The sequence below is a fragment of the Sphingomonas sp. FG14 genome (assembly GCF_057809675.1).
In genome coordinates, this window is record NZ_JBMDKK010000001.1 from 1,133,218 (window position 1) to 1,150,948 (window position 17,731).

Genomic DNA, 17,731 nt, shown 5'->3' on the forward strand with positions numbered 1-17,731 from the left:
CGTCGCGGGCGCGTGCGAACCGATCGCCCGGTGTCGGCTTAACTTACAATTTACCCTTTCGACATGTCGAAGATCGGCGGAAATTCGCGAGCGGCACGCCCCTTGCTTAGCAGGAGTCATGTTCAGACGGATCAAGCGCCTCTTCGTCATCAAGACCCGGTTCGAGGCCTGCCTGATCATCTACGCGCTCGCGACAGGCGCGATGCAACGCGGCAAGGCCTATCTCGTCGAATATCCCGGCTATGGCGGCTGGCTGCTCTGCCTGGCTTGCACCGGCGCGGTTTTCATGGCCGGCGCGATGATCTTCGACGCGCTCGCGCTCAAGCGTGCCGCCGAGTCGGTCGGAAGCGCCCCACCCGAGCCAGCCATGCCGTAACGTCAGTGGAGCCTTGCTGGACAGGCCCGATCGTTTCGGTAAGAAATCGGGCATGACCCTGCCCTCCCCGCTCTTCGATCGTCTGCGGCTTCCCGTCATCGGCTCGCCGCTCTTCATCGTTTCCGGCCCTGAACTGGTGATAGCGCAGTGCAAGGCGGGCATCGTTGGCTCCTTTCCCGCGCTCAATGCGCGACCCCAGTCTCAGCTCGACGAATGGCTGCATCGCATCACTGAAGAACTTGCAACCTGGAACCGCGACAATCCCGATCGCCCGGCCGCTCCCTATGCGGTCAACCAGATCGTCCACAAATCCAACGATCGCCTGGAAAGCGACCTCGCGACCTGCGCCAAATGGCAGGTGCCGATCACCATCACCTCATTGGGTGCGCGCGAGGACCTGAACGCCGCCGTACATGGTTGGGGCGGGATCACGCTGCATGACGTGATCAACGACCGGTTCGCGCGCAAGGCGATCGAAAAGGGCGCGGACGGGCTGATACCTGTCGCAGCCGGTGCGGGCGGGCATGCCGGTGTCACCTCCCCCTTCGCGCTCATGCAGGAAATCCGCGCCTGGTTCGACGGACCGGTCGCGCTGTCGGGCTCGATCGCGCATGGTCGCTCGATCCTTGCGGCGCAGGCGATGGGCGCGGACTTCGCCTATATCGGCTCCGCCTTCATCGCCACGCGCGAAGCCAATGCGGCTGACGACTATAAACAGGGGATCGTCGACGGCGCCGCCGCCGATATCGTCTATTCCGATCTTTTCACGGGCGTGCATGGCAATTACCTGCGCTCATCGGTCGCCGCGTCGGGCCTCGATCCCGACAATCTGCCCAAGGGCGACCTGAAGACGATGGATTTCGGATCGGGCGGCAATCAGGCGAAGAAGGCATGGCGCGACATCTGGGGATCGGGCCAGGGCATCGGCGCGGTCAGCGCGGTCGAGTCGGTTGCCGATCGTGTCGATCGGCTCGAAGCCGAATATCGGGCTGCGAAGGCATCGCTCGACGCCGCTTACCGGGGATAGAGCTCAGTCGCCCGGAATCGATTTCGATCGAATCCGTTCCCGATTAGAACGCGGCCTCCAGCCGACGCATCAGGCTATGCGCGGGGCTCGATGGAATTTCGCTCGCGGTGAGCCCGCGATCGATCCGCTTCACCCGCTCATAAAGATCGACGCTCGCTTCGATCAATCCGCGCGCGTCGTCGGGCAGACGCGCGACAAGTTCGTCATCGCTCGCCGCCGCATGGCCGACGCGGCGCGAGGGATGGCGCCCCTGGATCGGGCTCAATTCGCCGGTGTCGATCGCGCGCTGGGTCAGCAGCCAGGCGATGACGTGCATCAGACGCGTCGTCACCTTCAGCGACTCGCATGAAAAACCGACCCGGAGCATGGGGTCGAGCGTCTCGCGATCGTCGCGGCCATTCTCGTCGAAATAAGCGCGCGCCTCGTCGGCGAGCAACATCGCCTCGGTGTAAAGCGCGTCGATCAGACGCGGCGTCAGGCGCGATTGGTTGTTCCCCCAGTCCATGTTCGAAGACTGACACAATCGGCGCGTTCGCGAAACGATAAATCGCCGGATCGTCACTCGAATCGTCGCGCTTCGCGAAGCTGTCCCGGAATGAATCAGGATGGCGCGGGGATCAGGCGATGATGTCGGGAATCAACTGATCCTCGAACAGAGCAATCTCGTCCTTCAAGCGCAGCTTGCGCTTCTTCAGCCGGGCCAGTTGGAGTTGATCGGGCGCCGCCGTCTCAGCGAGCGAGGCGATCGCGCTATCGAGGTCGCGATGCTCGATCCGCAGCATCTCTAGCCTTGCCCTGATCTCTTCCGGTTCCATGGCCAGCCCCCGATTTCCCAGCCCCGATTTGAGCGCCTCAGCGATAGGGCGAGCCGTCGTTCGGCTCAAGCGTGAAGCGTCATCGAATCGTCGCAATGCCAATTGCAACCATCGCGTTCACCGAGATTGGATGGAGACACGAAGGGAATTTGGTGCTTCAATCCATTCCGCGTTGACCACCAGAAGGAGACAGAAGGATGGAACAGGCACATTTCTCGGCACTCGAGACCAAGCATGCCGGTCTTGAAAATCGTATCGCCGAAGAAAACCGCCGCCCCAGTCCAGACCCCACCGTGATAGCGCAGCTCAAGAAAGAGAAATTGAAGATCAAGGACGCGCTTTCGTCACATTGACGCGCCCATGCTGAAGGGCGCGGAGATCACCGCGTCCTTCAGTCGATCTTCAGGCCGGGGCGCCGCACCTGCGATACCCTGATGTGCTGTGGCACATTCGATTCCGCCGTGCCGACCGGCTTGCGCGCGCGCTTCGGGTCAATCTGATTATCGAAGGTGATGCCGATCTTGTCGATCGATCGCCAGGCCACCCGGCCTCTCACCTCCCCGATACCACGCAGCGTGATCAAGATAGCCTCGTCGCGTGCGAAAACTTCCGTGCAATCGGCCATCATGCCGCCGGCGGAAAGGTTGCGCACGCGCACCGTGCGCTCGGATTGGTCCGAGACCCGTCTGACCATCGCGGTCAGAAAAAGGCTGTCGCGCGCCGCCTCGCGGTTCTGCGACTTGTCCGCTGCCTGGATCTTGATCGGCTGTTCCACCTGCCGGCCCTCCGGATGATCGCGGTTCCGGACGTGCGCGGAACCATGAGCGCCCGAATAGGCCAAAAAGGGTGTTTAAAGTTTTAAGCCGGATGGTTAGCGCGCATTCACTCGTCGCGCGAAATCTTCTCCTGGCGCTCGTGACGCTCCTGCGCCTCGACCGTCATCGTCGCGATCGGGCGGGCTTCGAGACGCGCCAGCGAGATCGGTTCACCCGTCACTTCGCAATAGCCATATTCGCCCTCGGCGATGCGGCGCAGCGCCGCATCGATCTTCGAGATCAACTTGCGCTGGCGATCGCGGGTGCGCAGTTCGATCGACCAGTCGGTCTCGCTCGACGCGCGATCGGTGACGTCGGGTTCGCGCAGCGAATCATTCTGGAGCTGGTTGAGCGTGTCGCGCGACTCGCGAAGGATATTCTCCTTCCACGCGTTGAGCTTCGCCTTGAAATAAGCAAGCTGGCGCTCGTTCATGAACTCTTCGTCGGGAGATGGCCGATAGTCGGTGTCCAGCACCGGCGGTTTCGACAAGGGATCTCGGTCTCCCTCGCTGGTCGTCAACGCCGTCGCCATGCCCGTCTCCAGTTACGATACCTGCTGGCCCCGCGCCCATTGACGCCCGTGCCAGACGCTCACTCCGGCGCGGCTATAGCCACGCCCAAAATGCCGCACAAGCCAACGAATCGATGAAGATGCGCATTCGGCGGCAATGCACGGAAAGCTTGTGCTCACATGCCCTTAGCGATGCGCCGATTGAGGGATGATGAACCGACATATGTCTTTCGATTCGGTCCGACTCGAAAGCGCGGTCACTGCCGCGTTAACCGTCTCTGCGCGGCGAAGGCTTAACCATCGGCCGTTAAAACGACCTGTAATGAGACATTAACCAATTCGTTTGCCGCCCCCACATCAAACAACCGGGTCGGCACGCGAAAAACATGGTTAATAAACTTGTTATTGGGCGGGCGATTGAGCCTTTTTAGGTGTGTGTCAGGTCGGGGGCGCGGTTCCGGAACATCATCCGGGCAGCCGCAACGGCCACAGAGGAAAGAGATTTGCGATGTCTGTTCGGATGGCCTTGGCGAAACTCTGCGCTTGCACCTGCGGCGGCGCAATCGTCGGTGGCGGCGCGATGCACATCGCCGATGCGCCCCGCCCCGCTCATGTAACCAGCGCGAAAAGCGCGAAGGCGGTGAAGCGGCCGGTGAAGCGCGTTCGTTACGCGAAGCGCCCCGTCAAGCGGATCAAGCGCGTGGTAACCACCACGACGCAGACTGCCTGCGCGATGCCCACGGTTGTAACGGTCGCACAAGCGCCGATGCCCCCCATTCCCTATGCAGGTGTCCCCTTCGAAGGCGGCGGCGGCGGTGGCGGCCCCGTGATGGTCGGCGGCAGTGGCGGCTTTGGCGGTGGCGGTTTCTTTGGCGGCGGCTTCTTCGGCGGCGGCAGTTCGGGCGGCAATATCGTCATCTCGTCAACGTCGAGCGGCGGGTCCACGTCCACCTCGAGCGGCGGTTCCGGCGGATCGAGCACCTCCACATCGAGCGGCGGTTCGAGCACGAGCACGTCCACAGGCGGGTCGAGCTCGTCCAGCAGCAGCTCAAGCTCGTCTTCGTCGAGCAGCTCCAGCTCGTCCAGCAGTTCCGGCGGATCGACGGGCGGCAAGCCACCCAAGCCGCCGCACGGATCGAGCGGACACCATGGCTCGAGCGGCCATCATGGTTCCAGCGGCAGCTCCGGCTCGTCCGGCAGCTCCGGTTCGTCCGGCAGCAGCGGATCCTCCGGCAGCAGCTCAAGCTCGTCCAGCACCAGCTCGGGCAGCAGCAGCACGAGCAGTTCCTCGGGCGGCAGCGGCGGATCCAGCAGCAGCACATCGACCGGCGGTTCCAGCACCAGCACCTCGACGGGTGGATCGAGCTCGTCGAGCTCGAGCAGCTCCAGTTCGTCTTCAAGCAGCTCCAGCTCGTCGAGCAGCTTCGGCGGGTCAAGCGGCTGGCACGGCTCCAGCAGCCACGGATCAAGCAGCCATGGCAGCTCGGGCAGCTCCGGATCGAGCGGCACGCCGGTCCCGGCACCGCCCGTCGTGCTGCTGTTCGGTGCGGCGGCAGCGGCGCTCGTCGCACGCAAGCGACTGGCCAAGCGCACGGCCTGAAGGAATTTGTAGAGCCCAACGCATGGGCGGCGCGTCCTCAACCCCGGACGCGCCGCCCCTTTTTTTCGCGGCTTCAGGCGGCGACGATGATCTTCTCGATCGCGTCCACCGGATGCCCGGTCAGATCCTTGGCGATTTCGCCGACCAGGCGGCTCTCCACCTCCTTGTGATAATGTTTACGCATCTCGCCCAACGTACGAGGTGGCGCGACGATGATCAGCGACTCGAAATCATTGGCCAAGGCGCGCTTGCGCAATAGCGCCGCAGCCTCGCTGGCGAAGCGATCTTCTTCCTGCTGGTGGAAATCGACTTCCGAATAGCTGTGACGGCTGAAGCCACCGCTTGAAAAGGACAGCCCCGGCGCATCGGACTTCTGATCGCGATCGGCGGGGTTTTCCTGTTCGCGGACGATGTCGACCGTCAGGTTTGGATGCAGGCCGTCACCCTCGTTGCGGAAGAACAGCATCTTCCGTCCATCGGCCACCACCACAAGACTCTTGTTCGCGATCCGCATCGACGCACTCCTTTCATCATGTCCTCTGGGGTAACGCGCGGCATCCGGCACGGTTGCGGCTTGCATGGCAGGAACGGCGCGGCCATAGCCGCCGCATGCACGACATACGCCTGATCCGCGAGGACGCCGCCGCCTTCGATACCGCGCTTGCCCGCCGGGGCGCAGCCGCCGCTTCGGCGGCGCTGATCGCGCTCGACGAGGAACGCCGTGCCGTCGTCACCGAAGCCCAGACCGCACAGGCCCGGCGCAACGAGGCATCGAAAGCCATCGGCGCGGCCAAGGCGCAAAAGCGCGACGAGGAAGCCGCGGCGCTGATGGCGGAAGTCGCGACGCTCAAGGAAAAGCTGCCCACGCTCGAAGCGCGCGAGCGCGAGTTGAACGACGCACTGCACGACGCGCTGGCCGCCCTTCCCAACCTGCCCGCCGGCGACGTCCCCGATGGCGCCGACGAGACCGAGAATGTCGAGGTCTCGCGTTGGGGCACGCCGCGCATCTTCGATTTCAAACCGCAGGAGCATGCCGATTTCGCGCCGGCGCTCGGCCTGGATTTCGAGGCCGCCGCGCGCATCTCCGGTTCGCGCTTCGCGGTGCTGCGCGGCGGCATCGCCCGGCTTCACCGTGCGCTCGGCCAGTTCATGCTCGATCGCCAGTCCGACGCCGGCTATGCGGAAACCGCGCCGCCGCTGCTGGTGCGCGACGACGCGGCATTCGGCACCGGCCAGCTTCCCAAATTCCACGACGACCTGTTCCAGACGACCGACGGCCGCTGGCTGATCCCGACCGCGGAAGTCAGCCTGACCAACCTCGTCCGCGAACAGATACTGGACGAAGCCGCGCTGCCGATCCGCCTGACCGCGCTCACCCCCTGCTTCCGTTCCGAGGCGGGCGCGGCGGGACGCGACACGCGCGGCATGATCCGCCAGCACCAGTTCGAAAAGGTCGAACTGGTGACCATCGCCACGCCCGAACAGTCCGAAGACGAACATCTCCGCATGACCGGCGCGGCGGAAGCGATCCTGCAGGCGCTGTCTCTGCCCTATCGCAAGATGCTGCTGTGTACCGGCGATATGGGCTTCGCCGCGCGCAAGACCTTCGACCTCGAAGTCTGGCTGCCCGGACAGAACAGCTATCGCGAGATCAGCAGCATCTCCAACTGCGGCGATTTCCAGGCGCGCCGCATGGCCGCGCGCTTCCGCGCCGCCGGCGATGCGAAGGGCACCCGCTTCCTCCACACGCTCAACGGATCGGGGTTGGCGGTCGGCCGCACGCTGGTCGCCGTGCTCGAAAACTACCAGGAAGCCGACGGCTCGGTCCGCGTGCCCAAGGCGCTGATCCCCTATATGGGCGGCATCGACACACTGGTGCCGGCCTGATGCGCATCCTCGTCACCAATGATGACGGCATTCACGCGCCGGGGCTGAAAGTGATGGAGAGCATCGCGCGCTCTCTCTCGGACGATGTGTGGGTTGTGGCGCCGTCGGAGGAACAGTCGGGCGCCGGCCATTCGCTGACGCTCAGCCGTCCGGTCCGCGTCCGCCGCCATGGCGAGCGCCGCTGGTCGGTCAGCGGTACGCCCACCGATTCCGTGCTGATGGCGCTGGGTCATCTGATCGAGGGCGAGAAGCCCGACCTTGTGCTTTCGGGCGTCAATCGCGGCGCCAATCTGGGCGAGGACGTCACCTATTCGGGCACGGTTTCGGCGGCGATGGAAGGCGCGCTCGCGGGTGTGCCGGCGATCGCGCTCAGCCAGGTCTATGCGCGCGAAGGCATGGGCGACAGCGTGCCCTTCGCCGTCGCGGAAGCCTGGGGAGAACGTGTGCTGCGTCCACTGATCGGCATGCAGATGCCGTTCCGCACGCTGATCAACGTCAATTTCCCCGCGACCACGCCCGATGCCGTGCGCGGCGTGAAGGCGGTGCGTCAGGGCTTCCACGATTATGGCCGCACCCGCATCGTCAAGGGCACCGATCCGCGCGGCTATCCCTATTACTGGTTCGGCCTTGGCACGACCGAGCATACGCCCGGCCATGCCACAGATCTGGAAGCGATCGCCGAAGACTGGATCACGGTGACGCCGCTGCATCTGGATCTGACGCACGACGAATCGATGGCCGCAGTCGAAGCGCTTTATCGATGAGGCTCCCTTCGAACGAGCGGGCCGGTGCCATCGGAAGGCGCTCCTTCACGCTTTGCCAAACAAGCATCACGGCGAATGCAAACCGCTGAAATCCATGCTAGTCTGAACCGCATGGGCGCGAAGGTGGGGACCAGAGGCATCATAGCGACGACGGCGCTGCTCGCGGCGGGCTGCGTTCCGCGCGCCGGCAACACGCCCCCCGCTCCGCCGCCACCTGTGCCGATGCTCGAAACCGAGATCGCCAATCTGCCTGAAACGCCGCCGGCCTGGGAGGCGAAACCCGCTTCCACCGGTGCGAAACAGATCGAAGGTTCGCTCTACCGCGTGCTCGACGGCGACACTCTGCGCGGCGTGGGCGACAAGACCGGCGCAGGATCCGAAGCGATCGCGCGCGCCAACAATCTGACCGCGCCCTACACCATCTTTCCCGGCCAGATGCTGCGCATTCCCGCCGGGCGCTATCACCGGGTCGGCCAGGGCGAGACCGGCATCGCCATCGCCCGCGCCTATGGCGTCGGCTGGTCGGACATCCTTGCACTCAACGGCCTGCAGGAACCGTTCGTGCTGCGCGTCGGCCAGCGCCTGGCGCTCCCCGATGCAGCGGCGCCGCCCGCACGCCAGACGATGGAGCAGCGCGCGGCCGCCTTCCGGCTCGATATCGCCTCGATCCTGAGCGGCGGCGAACCCGCCCTGCCCGAAGGCAAGCCGCCTGCCCGCCCCGCCGCCACCGCGGCACGCACCTTGCCGCCAAGCGCCGCAGTGGCGGCGCCGGCGAGTTTCCATGGCGGCTTCGGCTGGCCGGCAACCGGCAGGCTGCTTACGCGTTTCGGGCCGAGTGGAAAAGGCCAGGTCAATCAGGGCGTCAACATCGCACTGCCGCGCGGCACCGATATCAAGGCGGCGGCGGACGGCGTCGTCGCCTATGTCGGTGACGGCGTGAACGCCTATGGCGGGCTGATCCTGATCCGGCACGGCAGCGGCTGGGCGACGGCCTATGGCCATGCGCAGGAATTGCTGGTCTCGCGCGGGCAAGCCGTGAAGCGCGGCCAGGTGATCGGGCGCAGCGGCCAGTCGGGCTTCGCCGACCAGCCCCAGCTCCATTTCGAGATCCGGCAGGACAGCAAGCCGGTCGACCCGCTCAAGCACCTGCCGCCGGCCTGATGCCGATCCGGAAATCCCGTCTCGACCTGCGTTACGAGACGCTGCAGCGCAATTCGCGTACGCCGGTCTGGCTTTCGATCGGCTGGCGCGTGCTGTTCGTGCTCGCGCTGGTCGGCATCGCGGTGGGCGTCCATTGGATCGACCGGACCGGCCTGCGCGACAATTACGATGGGCATGTCAGCTTCATCGACGTGATCTATTTCACGATGATCTCGATCACGACGACCGGTTATGGCGATATCGCACCGGTTTCGGAGCGTGCACGCCTGTTCGACGCGCTGATCGTCACGCCGATCCGCGTGTTCGTCGTGCTCGTCTTCCTGGGCACGGCGTATAATTTCGTGTTCAAGCGAACCTGGGACAAATGGCGCATGAAGCTGATCCAGAAGAACCTCCACGATCACATCGTCGTCTGCGGCTTCGGCACCAGCGGATCCGAGTCGGTGCAGGAACTGCTCGCGCGCGGCACCGATGCGCGCGAGATCGTGGTGATCGACACTTCGCCCGTCGCGCTCGAACGCGCTGCCGCCTGCGGCTGCGCCGTGATCGAGGCGGATGCGACGCGCGACGAAACGCTGAAGGCGGTCAAGATCGACCGCGCCCGCAACGTCATCGTCTCGGCGGGACGCGACGATACCTCGATCCTGATCGTCCTCACCGTCCGCCACCTGGCCGATACGGTGCCGATCAGCGTGCTGGTCCGCGCCGAGGACAACGAAATCCTTGCGCGTCAGGCCGGCGCCACCACCGTGATCAATCCGGTGAGCTTCGCCGGGCTCCTGCTCGCCGGATCATGCCATGGGCCACATATCGCCGATTACATGGCCGATCTCGCGGCCACCGACGGCAGCGTGAAGCTGACCGAACGCCCGGTCTCGGCGGACGAGGTCGGCAAGCCCCTTGCCGCGATCGGCGATGGCATCGGCGTTCGCATCTATCGTGGCGGCGAACCGATCCCCTTCTGGCACCCCGACGCGCGGACCCTGCAGGCGGGCGACACGATCCTCGCGATCGTTCGTGGGGACGGCAGGCTAAAATAACCGGTCAGACGACGAATTTCGCTGCCTGATGACATTTGCGCCCATAACCACTATGTGGCGCGCTCCCATGGCACTCCAACTTCCCTCTCCGCCGAAGGTCGGCATGGTTTCGCTCGGCTGTCCCAAGAATCTTGTGGACAGCGAACGCATCCTGACCAAGCTGCGCTCCGACGGCTACAGCATGTCGCCCGACTATGCCGGTGCCGACGTCGTGCTCGTCAACACCTGCGGCTTCCTCGATTCGGCGAAGGAGGAAAGCCTGGAGGCGATCGGCGAAGCGATCGCGGAGAATGGCCGCGTCATCGTCACCGGCTGCATGGGCAAGGAAGCCGAGGCGATCCGCGCGCGCTTTCCCGGCGTGCTCGCGGTCACCGGCGCACATCAATATGAGGAGGTGGTCGGCGCGGTGCACGAAGCGGCGCCGATGCCGCCCTCCGCCTTCCTCAACCTGGTGCCCGAGCGCGACCTGAAGCTGACGCCGCGCCACTACAGCTATCTGAAGATCTCCGAGGGCTGCAATCACCGCTGCGCCTTCTGCATCATCCCGTCGCTGCGCGGCGATCTGGTCAGCCGGCGCCCCGATGCGATCCTGCGCGAAGCCGAGAAGCTGGTCGCCGCCGGCACCAGGGAATTGCTGGTGATCAGCCAGGACACCTCGGCTTACGGCGTCGATATCCGCCATCAGCCGCGCGAATGGCATGGCCGCGAGGTTCGCGCGCACATGACCGACCTGTCGCGCGAGCTGGGCAGCCTGGGCGCCTGGGTGCGGCTCCACTATGTCTATCCCTATCCGCATGTCGATCAGGTCATCCCGCTGATGGCCGAGGGATTGATCCTTCCCTATCTCGACATCCCGTTCCAGCATGCCAGCCGCAATGTACTGCGCGCGATGAAACGCCCGGCCAACGAAGCGAAGGTGCTCGAGCGCATCAAGAAGTGGCGCGACATCTGCCCGGACATCGCGGTCCGCTCGACCTTCGTCGTCGGCTTCCCCGGCGAGACCGAGGATGATTTCCGCTATCTGATGGACTGGCTGGAAGAAGCGCGACTCGACCGTGTCGGCGCATTCCGCTTCGAACCTGTAGAAGGTGCTGCCGCCAACGATCTGCCCGATCCGGTGCCCGAAGAGGTGAAGGAAGAGCGTTACGCCCGGCTGATGGAACTGACCGCGCGCATTTCGGCGGAGAAGCTGGAAGCCAAGATCGGCCGCACGCTCGACGTCATCATCGACGCAGCCGACGAAGAGGGCGGCGCCACCGGCCGGTCGAAGGCCGATGCGCCCGAGATCGACGGCGAAGTCCATCTACGCGATGCCAACGGCCTGAAACCCGGCGATATCGTTGCGGTCGAGATCGAGGATGCCGACGAGCACGACCTGTTCGGCGTGCCCGTCGCCCGCTGATCGCGTCTCAGCGCTTGCGATGCGTCCGGCCGGCTGCGATACGCACCGGGCGATGACCAAGTCCGTGGAAACAAACGCCGAAGCCGAAGCGAAACCCCGGCGACGCGTGCGCCGTCAGGCGCCGACCGTGCGTCGTCAGGATTTGCTTGCGGTCACCATCAGTTGTCTTGCCCGGCTGGGTGCGCGCGGCACCACGGGCCGCGAGATCTGCCGTCAGGCGGGCGTCTCGCACGGCCTGCTCCGCCATTATTTCAAGAATCCCGAAAACCTGCTCCTCGAGACCTATCAGGAGCTGTGCGACAGCGTGATCGTCCGTTTCGAGGCGGAGATGGCGTTGCCCCACGACGACCCCTGGGAAACGATCGACCGCTTCCTGGTCATGCTGTTCTCGGATGAATGGGCCAATCCCGACATATTGGGGGCCTGGATCGCCTTCTGGACGCTGGTACGCAGCAACGCGGAATTCGCGGCGGTCAGCGAGGATTACAACTACCGGCTGCGCGAGATGCTGGCTGAGGCGGTGCGACGCCTGCCACCCGGGCCGGTGCCGGCCGACGACCTCGCCGCGCTGCTTTCGGCGGTCACCGACGGACTCTGGATCGATTTCTGTCTGTCGCCCATGCGCATGCCGCGCGATCGCGCGCTTGAACTCTCGCGACTGACGCTGCGCCGGCTGGCGCCACGCCCCGGGGATTGACGATCAGGCGGGGACGCCCTGCGCCTCTTCGTCGATCCACGCCCTAAACCGTGCGAGCGGCGCATTCGCCGCAGCAGCCTCGGGATAGACGAGATAATAAGCCTCGTCGGTCGAAAGCGGGATCTCGATCGGACAGACCAGAGTGCCCGCCGACAGTTCGGGTTCAATCAGAAAGCTGGGGATCAGCGCCGCGCCCGCGCCCGCCGCCGCCGCCTGGGCGAGCATCAGGAAATGTTCGAACACCGTCCCGCCGGTCGCAAAGGCCTCAACCCCGGCTGCGCGGAACCAGCGATCCCATGCGGTACGGCGTGAGGTCTGGAACAACAGACTCTTGCCGATAAAGTCGGCGGGCTCACGGATCGGATTGGCTGCCAGCCAGTCGGGCGAGCACACCGGGATCGCGACTTCGCGGAACAGGAAATCATGCACGGCATCGGGCCAGTCAGTCCGGCCGAAATGAATCGCGGCATCGAACGGTTCATCGGCAAATGCGAAGGGGAAGGAACGCGCGGCGAAATTGACGACCAGTTCGGGGTGGCGCGCGGTCAGCCGCGGCAGCCTCGGCGCGAGCCAGCGCATGCCGAAGCTGGGCAACGTCGCGATGCTGAGCTCGTTGGTCGGCCGGCCGCCGGACAGTCGCGCCGTTGCCCGTCGGATGCGATCGAGCGCCGGCCCCACTTCCTCGGCATAAGCGCGCCCCTCCGCATTCAGGCTGACCCGGCGGCCCGCGCGCGTGAACAGGGGCGTCTGCAACCAGTCCTCGAGCAGCGCAACCTGCCGGCTGACCGCGCTCTGCGTCAGCCCCACTTCCTCACCGGCGCGCGAGAAGCTGCCGAGCCGAGCCGCCGCCGCGAAGCTGTTCAGTGCGCCCATGGGCGGCAGCAGTCTGCGCGCCCCTTCATTCCAATCTGTCATCAGCAGATGACCCCTTCGCGTTTGCGTCAACTTAGCATTTACACCAGAGGATCACCATATCGCGTTGGAGGTAATCATGCACAGCGGGAATGAAAGCACGATCGAACGGCTCGTTGTCGGAGTGCTGGGTGTAGCAGCAGGCAATACGGCGCTCGACGCGCTGGCGATCGATGCGCGCCTACGCGCCGAAACCGGCCCCAATGTCTCGCGCGCGGTCTTCGCGATGGCGCTGGGCGTGACATTGTTCGACGGGCTGCTGGCGCGCGTCCCGAGCGGAGCCGCCTATGGCGCCGAGCGCATGGCGCGCGGCGAGCGCATCCTGTTCGATCATGGCGCGCTGCGGACGATTCGCTTCCCCGTCGGCCCCACCGGCGGACTGCCCGCCGGCCATGAAGCCTTTGCGCGTATCCTCGCGCCGCTCGGCTATCATGTCGCGGGCGTCTATCCTCTGCCCGCGCTCAAGATGACCGGCCACGCCTATTGCCATCGCGACATGCCCGAGGCGATCCCGCAATATTTCGTGAGCGAACTGCATGTAGAACGCTTCGACGACGCCTTCGGCGCCGCGGCCCGGCGCGTGTTCGGCGGATCGCGCGATCCACTGGGGGCGGAAGAAGCCGCCCTGCTCCATGATTTCAGCCGGCACGGCTCCGTGCCGTTCGCGCAGGCGCTCGCCATGCTCCCCCGGATCGCCGCCGCATTCGAACGTCATCACGGCACTGTCCGCGTCTCCGACTATGAAACGCTGCTTGCCCGCTCCGCCGAGGCGGGCTGGATCGCGACCGAAGGCAATGCCTTCAACCATGCGACCGACCGGGTCGCGGATGTCGACGCGCTGGCCGATCGGCTGCGGGATGCCGAGTGGCCGATCAAGGATCGCGTCGAGGTGTCGGGCAGCGGCCGCGTCCGCCAGACCGCGTTCCGCGCCGATCCGGTCGAACGCGAGTTCCAGGGCGACGACGGCAAGCCGGTCCGCAGGATCGTGCCTGGATCCTTCTATGAATTCATCACGCGCGAAACCAATCCCGCCACGGGCACGCTCGACCTCGCGTTCGACAGCGGCAATGCGACGGGCATCTTCGCGATGACGCGGGCAGCGTGAGCGATCACGCCGCCCTGCTCCGCGCGCTGGCGGATGGTGTCGGCCCCGCCAATCTGCTGACCGAGGCCGGCGATCTGGCGGGCTATGCCAGCGATGGACGCGGCACGACCGGCGCTCCGCTCGCGGTGGTGCGCCCATCGAGCGCCGAGCAGATACTGGAGATCGTCCGCCGGACGACGGAAGCGAAAGTGCGGCTGGTGCCGCAAGGCGCGCGCACGGGCCTCGTCGCGGCGGGCATCGCCGGACCGGATGGCGACGCTGTCCTGCTCTCGCTCGAACGGCTTGCCCGTCCTCCGGTGATCGATCCGCTCAATCGCACCGCCGAAGTCGATGCCGGCGTACCCCTGTCGGCGATCAACGCGGCGGCGGCTGAGCACGGCCTGTTCTTCCCGATCGACCTGGGCGCCGACCCTTCGGTGGGCGGGATGATCGCCGCGAACACGGGCGGCGCGCGTTTTCTTCGTTATGGCGATGTGCGCCGCAACCTGCTGGGCATCGAACTGGTGACGGCCGACGCCCAGCCGCGTCTGATGACGCTCGGAGCCGCGCTGTGGAAGAATAATGTCGGGCTCGACCTGAAGCAGATTCTGGTCGGCAGTTCCGGTTCGCTCGGCATCGTGACGCGCGCGACGCTCGCGCTGTCGCCGAAACCGGTCGTGACGGTGACGGCGATGATCGCGCTCCACCGCGCGGAAACCGCGACCGAGCTGCTGACCGCGCTCGAAGGCGCGTTCGGCACTCTGCTGACCGCGTTCGAGGGGATTTCCGGCCCTGCGCTCGACGCCGCGCTGCACCATGTGCCACGATTGCGCGATCCCTTTGGCGGTGTCCGCCCCGATTATGCGGTGCTGGTCGAGCTTTCGGCCGGCGCGGCGTTCGATGTGGAATGGCTGGAAGACAAGCTCGGCGCGGCACTGATGCCCTGGTTCGAGCGCGGCGCGATCCGCGACACCGCCGTCGATCGCGGCGATGCGCTCTGGGCGATCCGCCATGCGGTTCCCGAGGGACTGCGCGCCGCCGGCAAGGTCGTCGCCTGCGATATCGCGCTCCGCCGGGGGGATGTTATGCGCTTTCGGCAGGATCTCGCGAAGCGGCTCTCGTCAATCGCGCCGCAGCTTCAGATCCTGGATTTCGGGCATATCGGCGACGGCGGACTGCACTTCAACATGGTCTGGCCAGCCGAAGCGGGACCGTTCGACCCGGAAATCGGCGAAGCGGCGCGCGCGGCGGTGTTCGTCGCGGTCGTCGAGGAGTATGGCGGCAGCTTCAGCGCGGAGCATGGCATCGGCCCCGGCAATGCGCACTGGTATCAGCGGCTGGTGCCGGAGGAGACGCGCAGGCTTTCGGGCGCGGTGCAGAGATTGATGGCCCCGGTGCCGATGGGGCGCGTGGAATTTGGACCTTTGGGAGCAACGACATGACCGATGCATTGATGGGAGTTTACAATCGGGCGCCGCTCGCGGTGTCGCACGGCAACGGCGCCTGGCTGCATGATGTCGAGGGCCGCGCCTATCTCGATTGCGTCGCCGGCATCGCGACCGACGCGCTGGGCCATGCCCATCCCGCGCTGATCGCCGCGCTGACCGAACAGGCCGGCAAGCTCTGGCACGTTTCCAACATCTTCCGCATTCCGGGCCAGGAAGAGCTCGCCAAGCGACTGACCAACGCCAGCTTCGCCGATGTCGTCTTCTTCGGCAATTCAGGATCCGAGGCGATCGAATGCGCGCTCAAGACCGCGCGCCGCTATCACTTCGTCAATGGCCAGCCCGAGCGGATCGATATCATCGGTTTCGCAGGATCCTTCCACGGCCGGACCTATGCCGCGATCAACGCAGCGGGCAATCCTTCCTATGTCGAGGGTTTCGGCCCCCGCCTGCCCGGCTATGTCCAGCTGACCATCGACGACGAAGCCGGCATCGCCGAAGCGATCGCGCGGCCGACCACGGCGGCGCTGATCGTCGAGCCAGTCCAGGGCGAAGGCGGTGCGCGCGCGCTGACCGGCGAATGGCTGAAGCGCGTTCGCGACCTGTGCACCGCGCATGGCGTGCTGCTGATCTATGACGAAGTGCAGAGCGGCATGGGCCGGACCGGCAAGCTGTTCGCGCACCAGTGGTTCGAAGGCGCCGAGCCGGACATCATGGGCATTGCCAAGGCGCTGGGCGGCGGATTCCCGGTCGGCGCGTGCCTTGCCACCAGCGAGGCGGCGAAGGGCATGACGGTCGGCGTGCACGGCTCCACCTTCGGCGGCAATCCACTGGCGATGGCGGTCGCGATCGCGGCATTCGACGAGATCGCCAAGGACGACACGCTGGCCCATGCCCGCGCGATCGCCGACGATCTCAAGACGCGGCTGACCGATCTGGCCGCCCGCTATCCCGACCTGATCGTCGATGTCCGCGGCAAGGGTCTGCTGATCGGCCTGAAGATGATCCCCAACAATCGCGAGTTCATGGCGCTGGCGCGTGATCATGGCGTGCTCGTCGCCGGTGGTGGCGAGAATTGCGTCCGCCTGCTGCCGCCGCTGATCCTGAGCCATGAGGAAGCAGCCGAAGCCGTGGCCCGGATCGAAGCCGCCTGCGAAGCCGCGCGCGCGCAGCTCGCAAAGGCCGCTTGATGCTGGTTGTGCGGCCCGCCGGACCGGCAGACCTGGATGCGTTGATGGAGCTTGCGGTCCTTTCGGGCCGCGGCTTCACCAGCCTGCCCGAGGATGAGGCCGTGCTGTCCGAACGGCTCTCGCTCTCGCAGCAGAGCTTCGCCGGCGCGATCGCACCGGCCGAGGCCTGGTATACGCTGATGCTGGAAGACGGCGAGACCGGCGTGGTCGCCGGCGTCGCGGGCGTACGCGCCGGGGTGGGCGTCGGCCGCCCCCATTTCTCGTTCCGGATCGTCACGCTGGCGCAGCATTCGCTGGCGACCAAGACGCGTTTCGATCATCAGGCGCTGGTGCTCGTCAACGAATGCGCGGGCTGGACCGAAGTCGGGTCGCTGTTCGTGCGCGCCGACCGGCGCAGCGGCGGCGCCGGCAGCCTGCTCGCGCGATCGCGCTATATGCTGATCGGCGCGGATCCGCTGCGCTTCTCCCACACCGTGATGTCGGAGCTGCGCGGCTGGTTCGACGAGGACGGCCGCTCCCCCTTCTGGGAAGGCGTGTCGCACAAATTCTACCGGATCCCGTTCGAGCAGGCCGACCATATGGTGACCGCCAGCGACGGACAATTCATTCTCGACCTGGCGCCGCGCCATCCCATTTATGTCGAGTTGATCGACCATAATGCCGCCGAGGCGATCGGTCGCGTCCATCGCGACGGAGAACCGGCGCTGGCATTGCTGGAACGCGAGGGTTTCGAGCGATCGGGCCTGGTCGATATCTTCGACGGCGGACCGACCATGACCTGCCAGCGCGACTCGTTGGCGACGGTACGCGGTAGCCGGACGTTGCGTCTGGCTATCGGGCACGACATCGAAGGCGCATCGCTGTTGCTTTCAAATACGACCATCCCCAGTTTCCGCGCGACCCATGCCGTCGCCGCGATCGGCGACGGCATACTGACCGTTGATCCGCAAACCGCAACCGCGCTAGGCCTCCGCGAAGGTGAGGCCGTTCGAGTGAATGGGTGAT

The 17,731-nt window shown here is 65.7% G+C and carries 21 protein-coding genes; 13 read left to right on the plus strand and 8 right to left on the minus strand.

Translation table 11 applies throughout. From position 1 onward, the window contains the following. The first annotated feature begins 118 nt into the window (after positions 1-118). Both ACODTA_RS05410 and ACODTA_RS05415 read left to right on the plus strand, forming a co-directional pair. Positions 119-376 carry a hypothetical protein gene (locus ACODTA_RS05410; RefSeq protein WP_489064774.1) on the plus strand — a complete coding sequence of 86 codons (258 nt, stop codon included), beginning with the start codon at positions 119-121 and terminating at the stop codon, positions 374-376. A gap of 52 nt (positions 377-428) precedes the next feature. Continuing rightward, a complete protein-coding gene (locus ACODTA_RS05415) occupies positions 429-1,403 on the plus strand; it encodes an NAD(P)H-dependent flavin oxidoreductase (RefSeq protein ID WP_489064775.1) in 975 nt (324 codons plus the stop codon). A 43-nt stretch (positions 1,404-1,446) separates the two neighbouring features. Here the strand turns inward: ACODTA_RS05415 and ACODTA_RS05420 are convergent, their stop codons facing one another. Then, entirely contained in the window at positions 1,447-1,908 is a 462-nt protein-coding gene (locus ACODTA_RS05420; RefSeq protein ID WP_489064776.1) for a DUF1465 family protein, read from the minus strand. Positions 1,909-2,020: 112 nt separating this feature from the next. Continuing rightward, complete coding sequence (locus tag ACODTA_RS05425; protein ID WP_489065392.1) at positions 2,021-2,218, minus strand: YdcH family protein; 198 nt, start codon at positions 2,216-2,218, stop codon at positions 2,021-2,023. Positions 2,219-2,415: 197 nt separating this feature from the next. Here ACODTA_RS05425 and ACODTA_RS05430 point away from each other — a divergent pair, with 197 nt between their 5' ends. Next, positions 2,416-2,571, plus strand: a complete 156-nt coding sequence (locus ACODTA_RS05430) for a YdcH family protein (RefSeq protein WP_489064777.1) — start codon at positions 2,416-2,418, stop codon at positions 2,569-2,571. Between the two features lie 38 nt (positions 2,572-2,609). Here ACODTA_RS05430 and ACODTA_RS05435 read toward each other — a convergent pair whose 3' ends face one another. The 5 genes from ACODTA_RS05435 to ACODTA_RS05455 all read right to left on the minus strand — a co-directional run bounded on the left by ACODTA_RS05435 (position 2,610) and on the right by ACODTA_RS05455 (position 5,658). Beyond that, positions 2,610-2,993, minus strand: coding sequence for a PilZ domain-containing protein (locus tag ACODTA_RS05435; RefSeq protein WP_489064778.1), 384 nt, complete (start codon positions 2,991-2,993; stop codon positions 2,610-2,612). 107 nt (positions 2,994-3,100) lie between these two features. Continuing rightward, positions 3,101-3,565, minus strand: a complete 465-nt coding sequence (gene dksA, locus ACODTA_RS05440; protein ID WP_222988053.1) for an RNA polymerase-binding protein DksA — start codon at positions 3,563-3,565, stop codon at positions 3,101-3,103. Between the two features lie 759 nt (positions 3,566-4,324). Continuing rightward, positions 4,325-4,666, minus strand: a complete 342-nt coding sequence (locus ACODTA_RS05445) for a hypothetical protein (protein ID WP_489064779.1) — start codon at positions 4,664-4,666, stop codon at positions 4,325-4,327. A 42-nt stretch (positions 4,667-4,708) separates the two neighbouring features. Continuing rightward, positions 4,709-5,119 (minus strand): hypothetical protein, encoded by a 411-nt coding sequence (locus ACODTA_RS05450; protein WP_489064780.1) that lies wholly within the window; start codon positions 5,117-5,119, stop codon positions 4,709-4,711. A 98-nt stretch (positions 5,120-5,217) separates the two neighbouring features. After that, positions 5,218-5,658 (minus strand): host attachment family protein, encoded by a 441-nt coding sequence (locus ACODTA_RS05455; protein ID WP_489064781.1) that lies wholly within the window; start codon positions 5,656-5,658, stop codon positions 5,218-5,220. 95 nt (positions 5,659-5,753) lie between these two features. Here ACODTA_RS05455 and serS point away from each other — a divergent pair, with 95 nt between their 5' ends. From serS to ACODTA_RS05485, 6 genes are all read left to right on the plus strand, one after another. Beyond that, positions 5,754-7,031 carry a serine--tRNA ligase gene (gene serS, locus ACODTA_RS05460; protein ID WP_489064782.1) on the plus strand — a complete coding sequence of 426 codons (1,278 nt, stop codon included), beginning with the start codon at positions 5,754-5,756 and terminating at the stop codon, positions 7,029-7,031. Next, the gene (gene surE / locus ACODTA_RS05465; protein WP_489064783.1) at positions 7,031-7,795 is read left to right on the plus strand and encodes a 5'/3'-nucleotidase SurE; all 765 of its coding nucleotides are present in this window, start codon (positions 7,031-7,033) and stop codon (positions 7,793-7,795) included. Before serS ends, surE begins: the two co-directional genes overlap by 1 nt. Before the next feature lie 111 nt (positions 7,796-7,906). Continuing rightward, positions 7,907-8,956, plus strand: a complete 1,050-nt coding sequence (locus tag ACODTA_RS05470; RefSeq protein ID WP_489064784.1) for a peptidoglycan DD-metalloendopeptidase family protein — start codon at positions 7,907-7,909, stop codon at positions 8,954-8,956. Then, entirely contained in the window at positions 8,956-9,996 is a 1,041-nt protein-coding gene (locus ACODTA_RS05475; protein ID WP_489064785.1) for a potassium channel family protein, read from the plus strand. The genes ACODTA_RS05470 and ACODTA_RS05475 overlap by 1 nt, the downstream gene beginning before the upstream one ends. A gap of 67 nt (positions 9,997-10,063) precedes the next feature. Further along, a complete protein-coding gene (gene rimO / locus ACODTA_RS05480; RefSeq protein ID WP_489064786.1) occupies positions 10,064-11,398 on the plus strand; it encodes a 30S ribosomal protein S12 methylthiotransferase RimO in 1,335 nt (444 codons plus the stop codon). 52 nt (positions 11,399-11,450) lie between these two features. After that, the gene (locus tag ACODTA_RS05485) at positions 11,451-12,095 is read left to right on the plus strand and encodes a TetR/AcrR family transcriptional regulator (RefSeq protein ID WP_489064787.1); all 645 of its coding nucleotides are present in this window, start codon (positions 11,451-11,453) and stop codon (positions 12,093-12,095) included. Between the two features lie 3 nt (positions 12,096-12,098). On the opposite strand, the gene ACODTA_RS05490 is transcribed toward ACODTA_RS05485, so the two are convergent. Further along, positions 12,099-13,010 (minus strand): LysR substrate-binding domain-containing protein, encoded by a 912-nt coding sequence (locus ACODTA_RS05490; RefSeq protein ID WP_489064788.1) that lies wholly within the window; start codon positions 13,008-13,010, stop codon positions 12,099-12,101. A gap of 76 nt (positions 13,011-13,086) precedes the next feature. Here ACODTA_RS05490 and ACODTA_RS05495 point away from each other — a divergent pair, with 76 nt between their 5' ends. From ACODTA_RS05495 to ACODTA_RS05510, 4 genes are read left to right on the plus strand one after another with little or no spacing between them, the layout of a single operon-like run. Continuing rightward, positions 13,087-14,112 carry a 2-oxoadipate dioxygenase/decarboxylase family protein gene (locus ACODTA_RS05495; RefSeq protein ID WP_489064789.1) on the plus strand — a complete coding sequence of 342 codons (1,026 nt, stop codon included), beginning with the start codon at positions 13,087-13,089 and terminating at the stop codon, positions 14,110-14,112. Next, positions 14,109-15,533: an FAD-binding oxidoreductase gene (locus tag ACODTA_RS05500; RefSeq protein WP_489064790.1), complete on the plus strand. Its 1,425-nt coding sequence runs from the start codon at positions 14,109-14,111 to the stop codon at positions 15,531-15,533. The genes ACODTA_RS05495 and ACODTA_RS05500 overlap by 4 nt, the downstream gene beginning before the upstream one ends. Continuing rightward, complete coding sequence (locus tag ACODTA_RS05505) at positions 15,530-16,726, plus strand: aspartate aminotransferase family protein (RefSeq protein WP_489064791.1); 1,197 nt, start codon at positions 15,530-15,532, stop codon at positions 16,724-16,726. Before ACODTA_RS05500 ends, ACODTA_RS05505 begins: the two co-directional genes overlap by 4 nt. After that, positions 16,726-17,730 carry an arginine N-succinyltransferase gene (locus tag ACODTA_RS05510; protein ID WP_489064792.1) on the plus strand — a complete coding sequence of 335 codons (1,005 nt, stop codon included), beginning with the start codon at positions 16,726-16,728 and terminating at the stop codon, positions 17,728-17,730. The genes ACODTA_RS05505 and ACODTA_RS05510 overlap by 1 nt, the downstream gene beginning before the upstream one ends. Position 17,731 lies beyond the last annotated feature (1 nt).

Bases quoted from the DNA above. Each gene is read 5' to 3' on its own strand.
- ACODTA_RS05410 (WP_489064774.1), top strand. From the start codon at position 119: ATGTTCAGACGGATCAAGCGCCTCTTCGTCATCAAGACCCGGTTCGAG.
- ACODTA_RS05415 (WP_489064775.1), top strand. From the start codon at position 429: ATGACCCTGCCCTCCCCGCTCTTCGATCGTCTGCGGCTTCCCGTCATC.
- ACODTA_RS05420 (WP_489064776.1), bottom strand. From the start codon at position 1,908: ATGGACTGGGGGAACAACCAATCGCGCCTGACGCCGCGTCTGATCGAC.
- ACODTA_RS05425 (WP_489065392.1), bottom strand. From the start codon at position 2,218: ATGGAACCGGAAGAGATCAGGGCAAGGCTAGAGATGCTGCGGATCGAG.
- ACODTA_RS05430 (WP_489064777.1), top strand. From the start codon at position 2,416: ATGGAACAGGCACATTTCTCGGCACTCGAGACCAAGCATGCCGGTCTT.
- dksA (WP_222988053.1), bottom strand. From the start codon at position 3,565: ATGGCGACGGCGTTGACGACCAGCGAGGGAGACCGAGATCCCTTGTCG.
- ACODTA_RS05455 (WP_489064781.1), bottom strand. From the start codon at position 5,658: ATGCGGATCGCGAACAAGAGTCTTGTGGTGGTGGCCGATGGACGGAAG.
- serS (WP_489064782.1), top strand. From the start codon at position 5,754: ATGCACGACATACGCCTGATCCGCGAGGACGCCGCCGCCTTCGATACC.
- surE (WP_489064783.1), top strand. From the start codon at position 7,031: ATGCGCATCCTCGTCACCAATGATGACGGCATTCACGCGCCGGGGCTG.
- ACODTA_RS05470 (WP_489064784.1), top strand. From the start codon at position 7,907: ATGGGCGCGAAGGTGGGGACCAGAGGCATCATAGCGACGACGGCGCTG.
- ACODTA_RS05475 (WP_489064785.1), top strand. From the start codon at position 8,956: ATGCCGATCCGGAAATCCCGTCTCGACCTGCGTTACGAGACGCTGCAG.
- rimO (WP_489064786.1), top strand. From the start codon at position 10,064: ATGGCACTCCAACTTCCCTCTCCGCCGAAGGTCGGCATGGTTTCGCTC.
- ACODTA_RS05485 (WP_489064787.1), top strand. From the start codon at position 11,451: ATGACCAAGTCCGTGGAAACAAACGCCGAAGCCGAAGCGAAACCCCGG.
- ACODTA_RS05490 (WP_489064788.1), bottom strand. From the start codon at position 13,010: ATGACAGATTGGAATGAAGGGGCGCGCAGACTGCTGCCGCCCATGGGC.
- ACODTA_RS05495 (WP_489064789.1), top strand. From the start codon at position 13,087: ATGCACAGCGGGAATGAAAGCACGATCGAACGGCTCGTTGTCGGAGTG.
- ACODTA_RS05505 (WP_489064791.1), top strand. From the start codon at position 15,530: ATGACCGATGCATTGATGGGAGTTTACAATCGGGCGCCGCTCGCGGTG.
- ACODTA_RS05510 (WP_489064792.1), top strand. From the start codon at position 16,726: ATGCTGGTTGTGCGGCCCGCCGGACCGGCAGACCTGGATGCGTTGATG.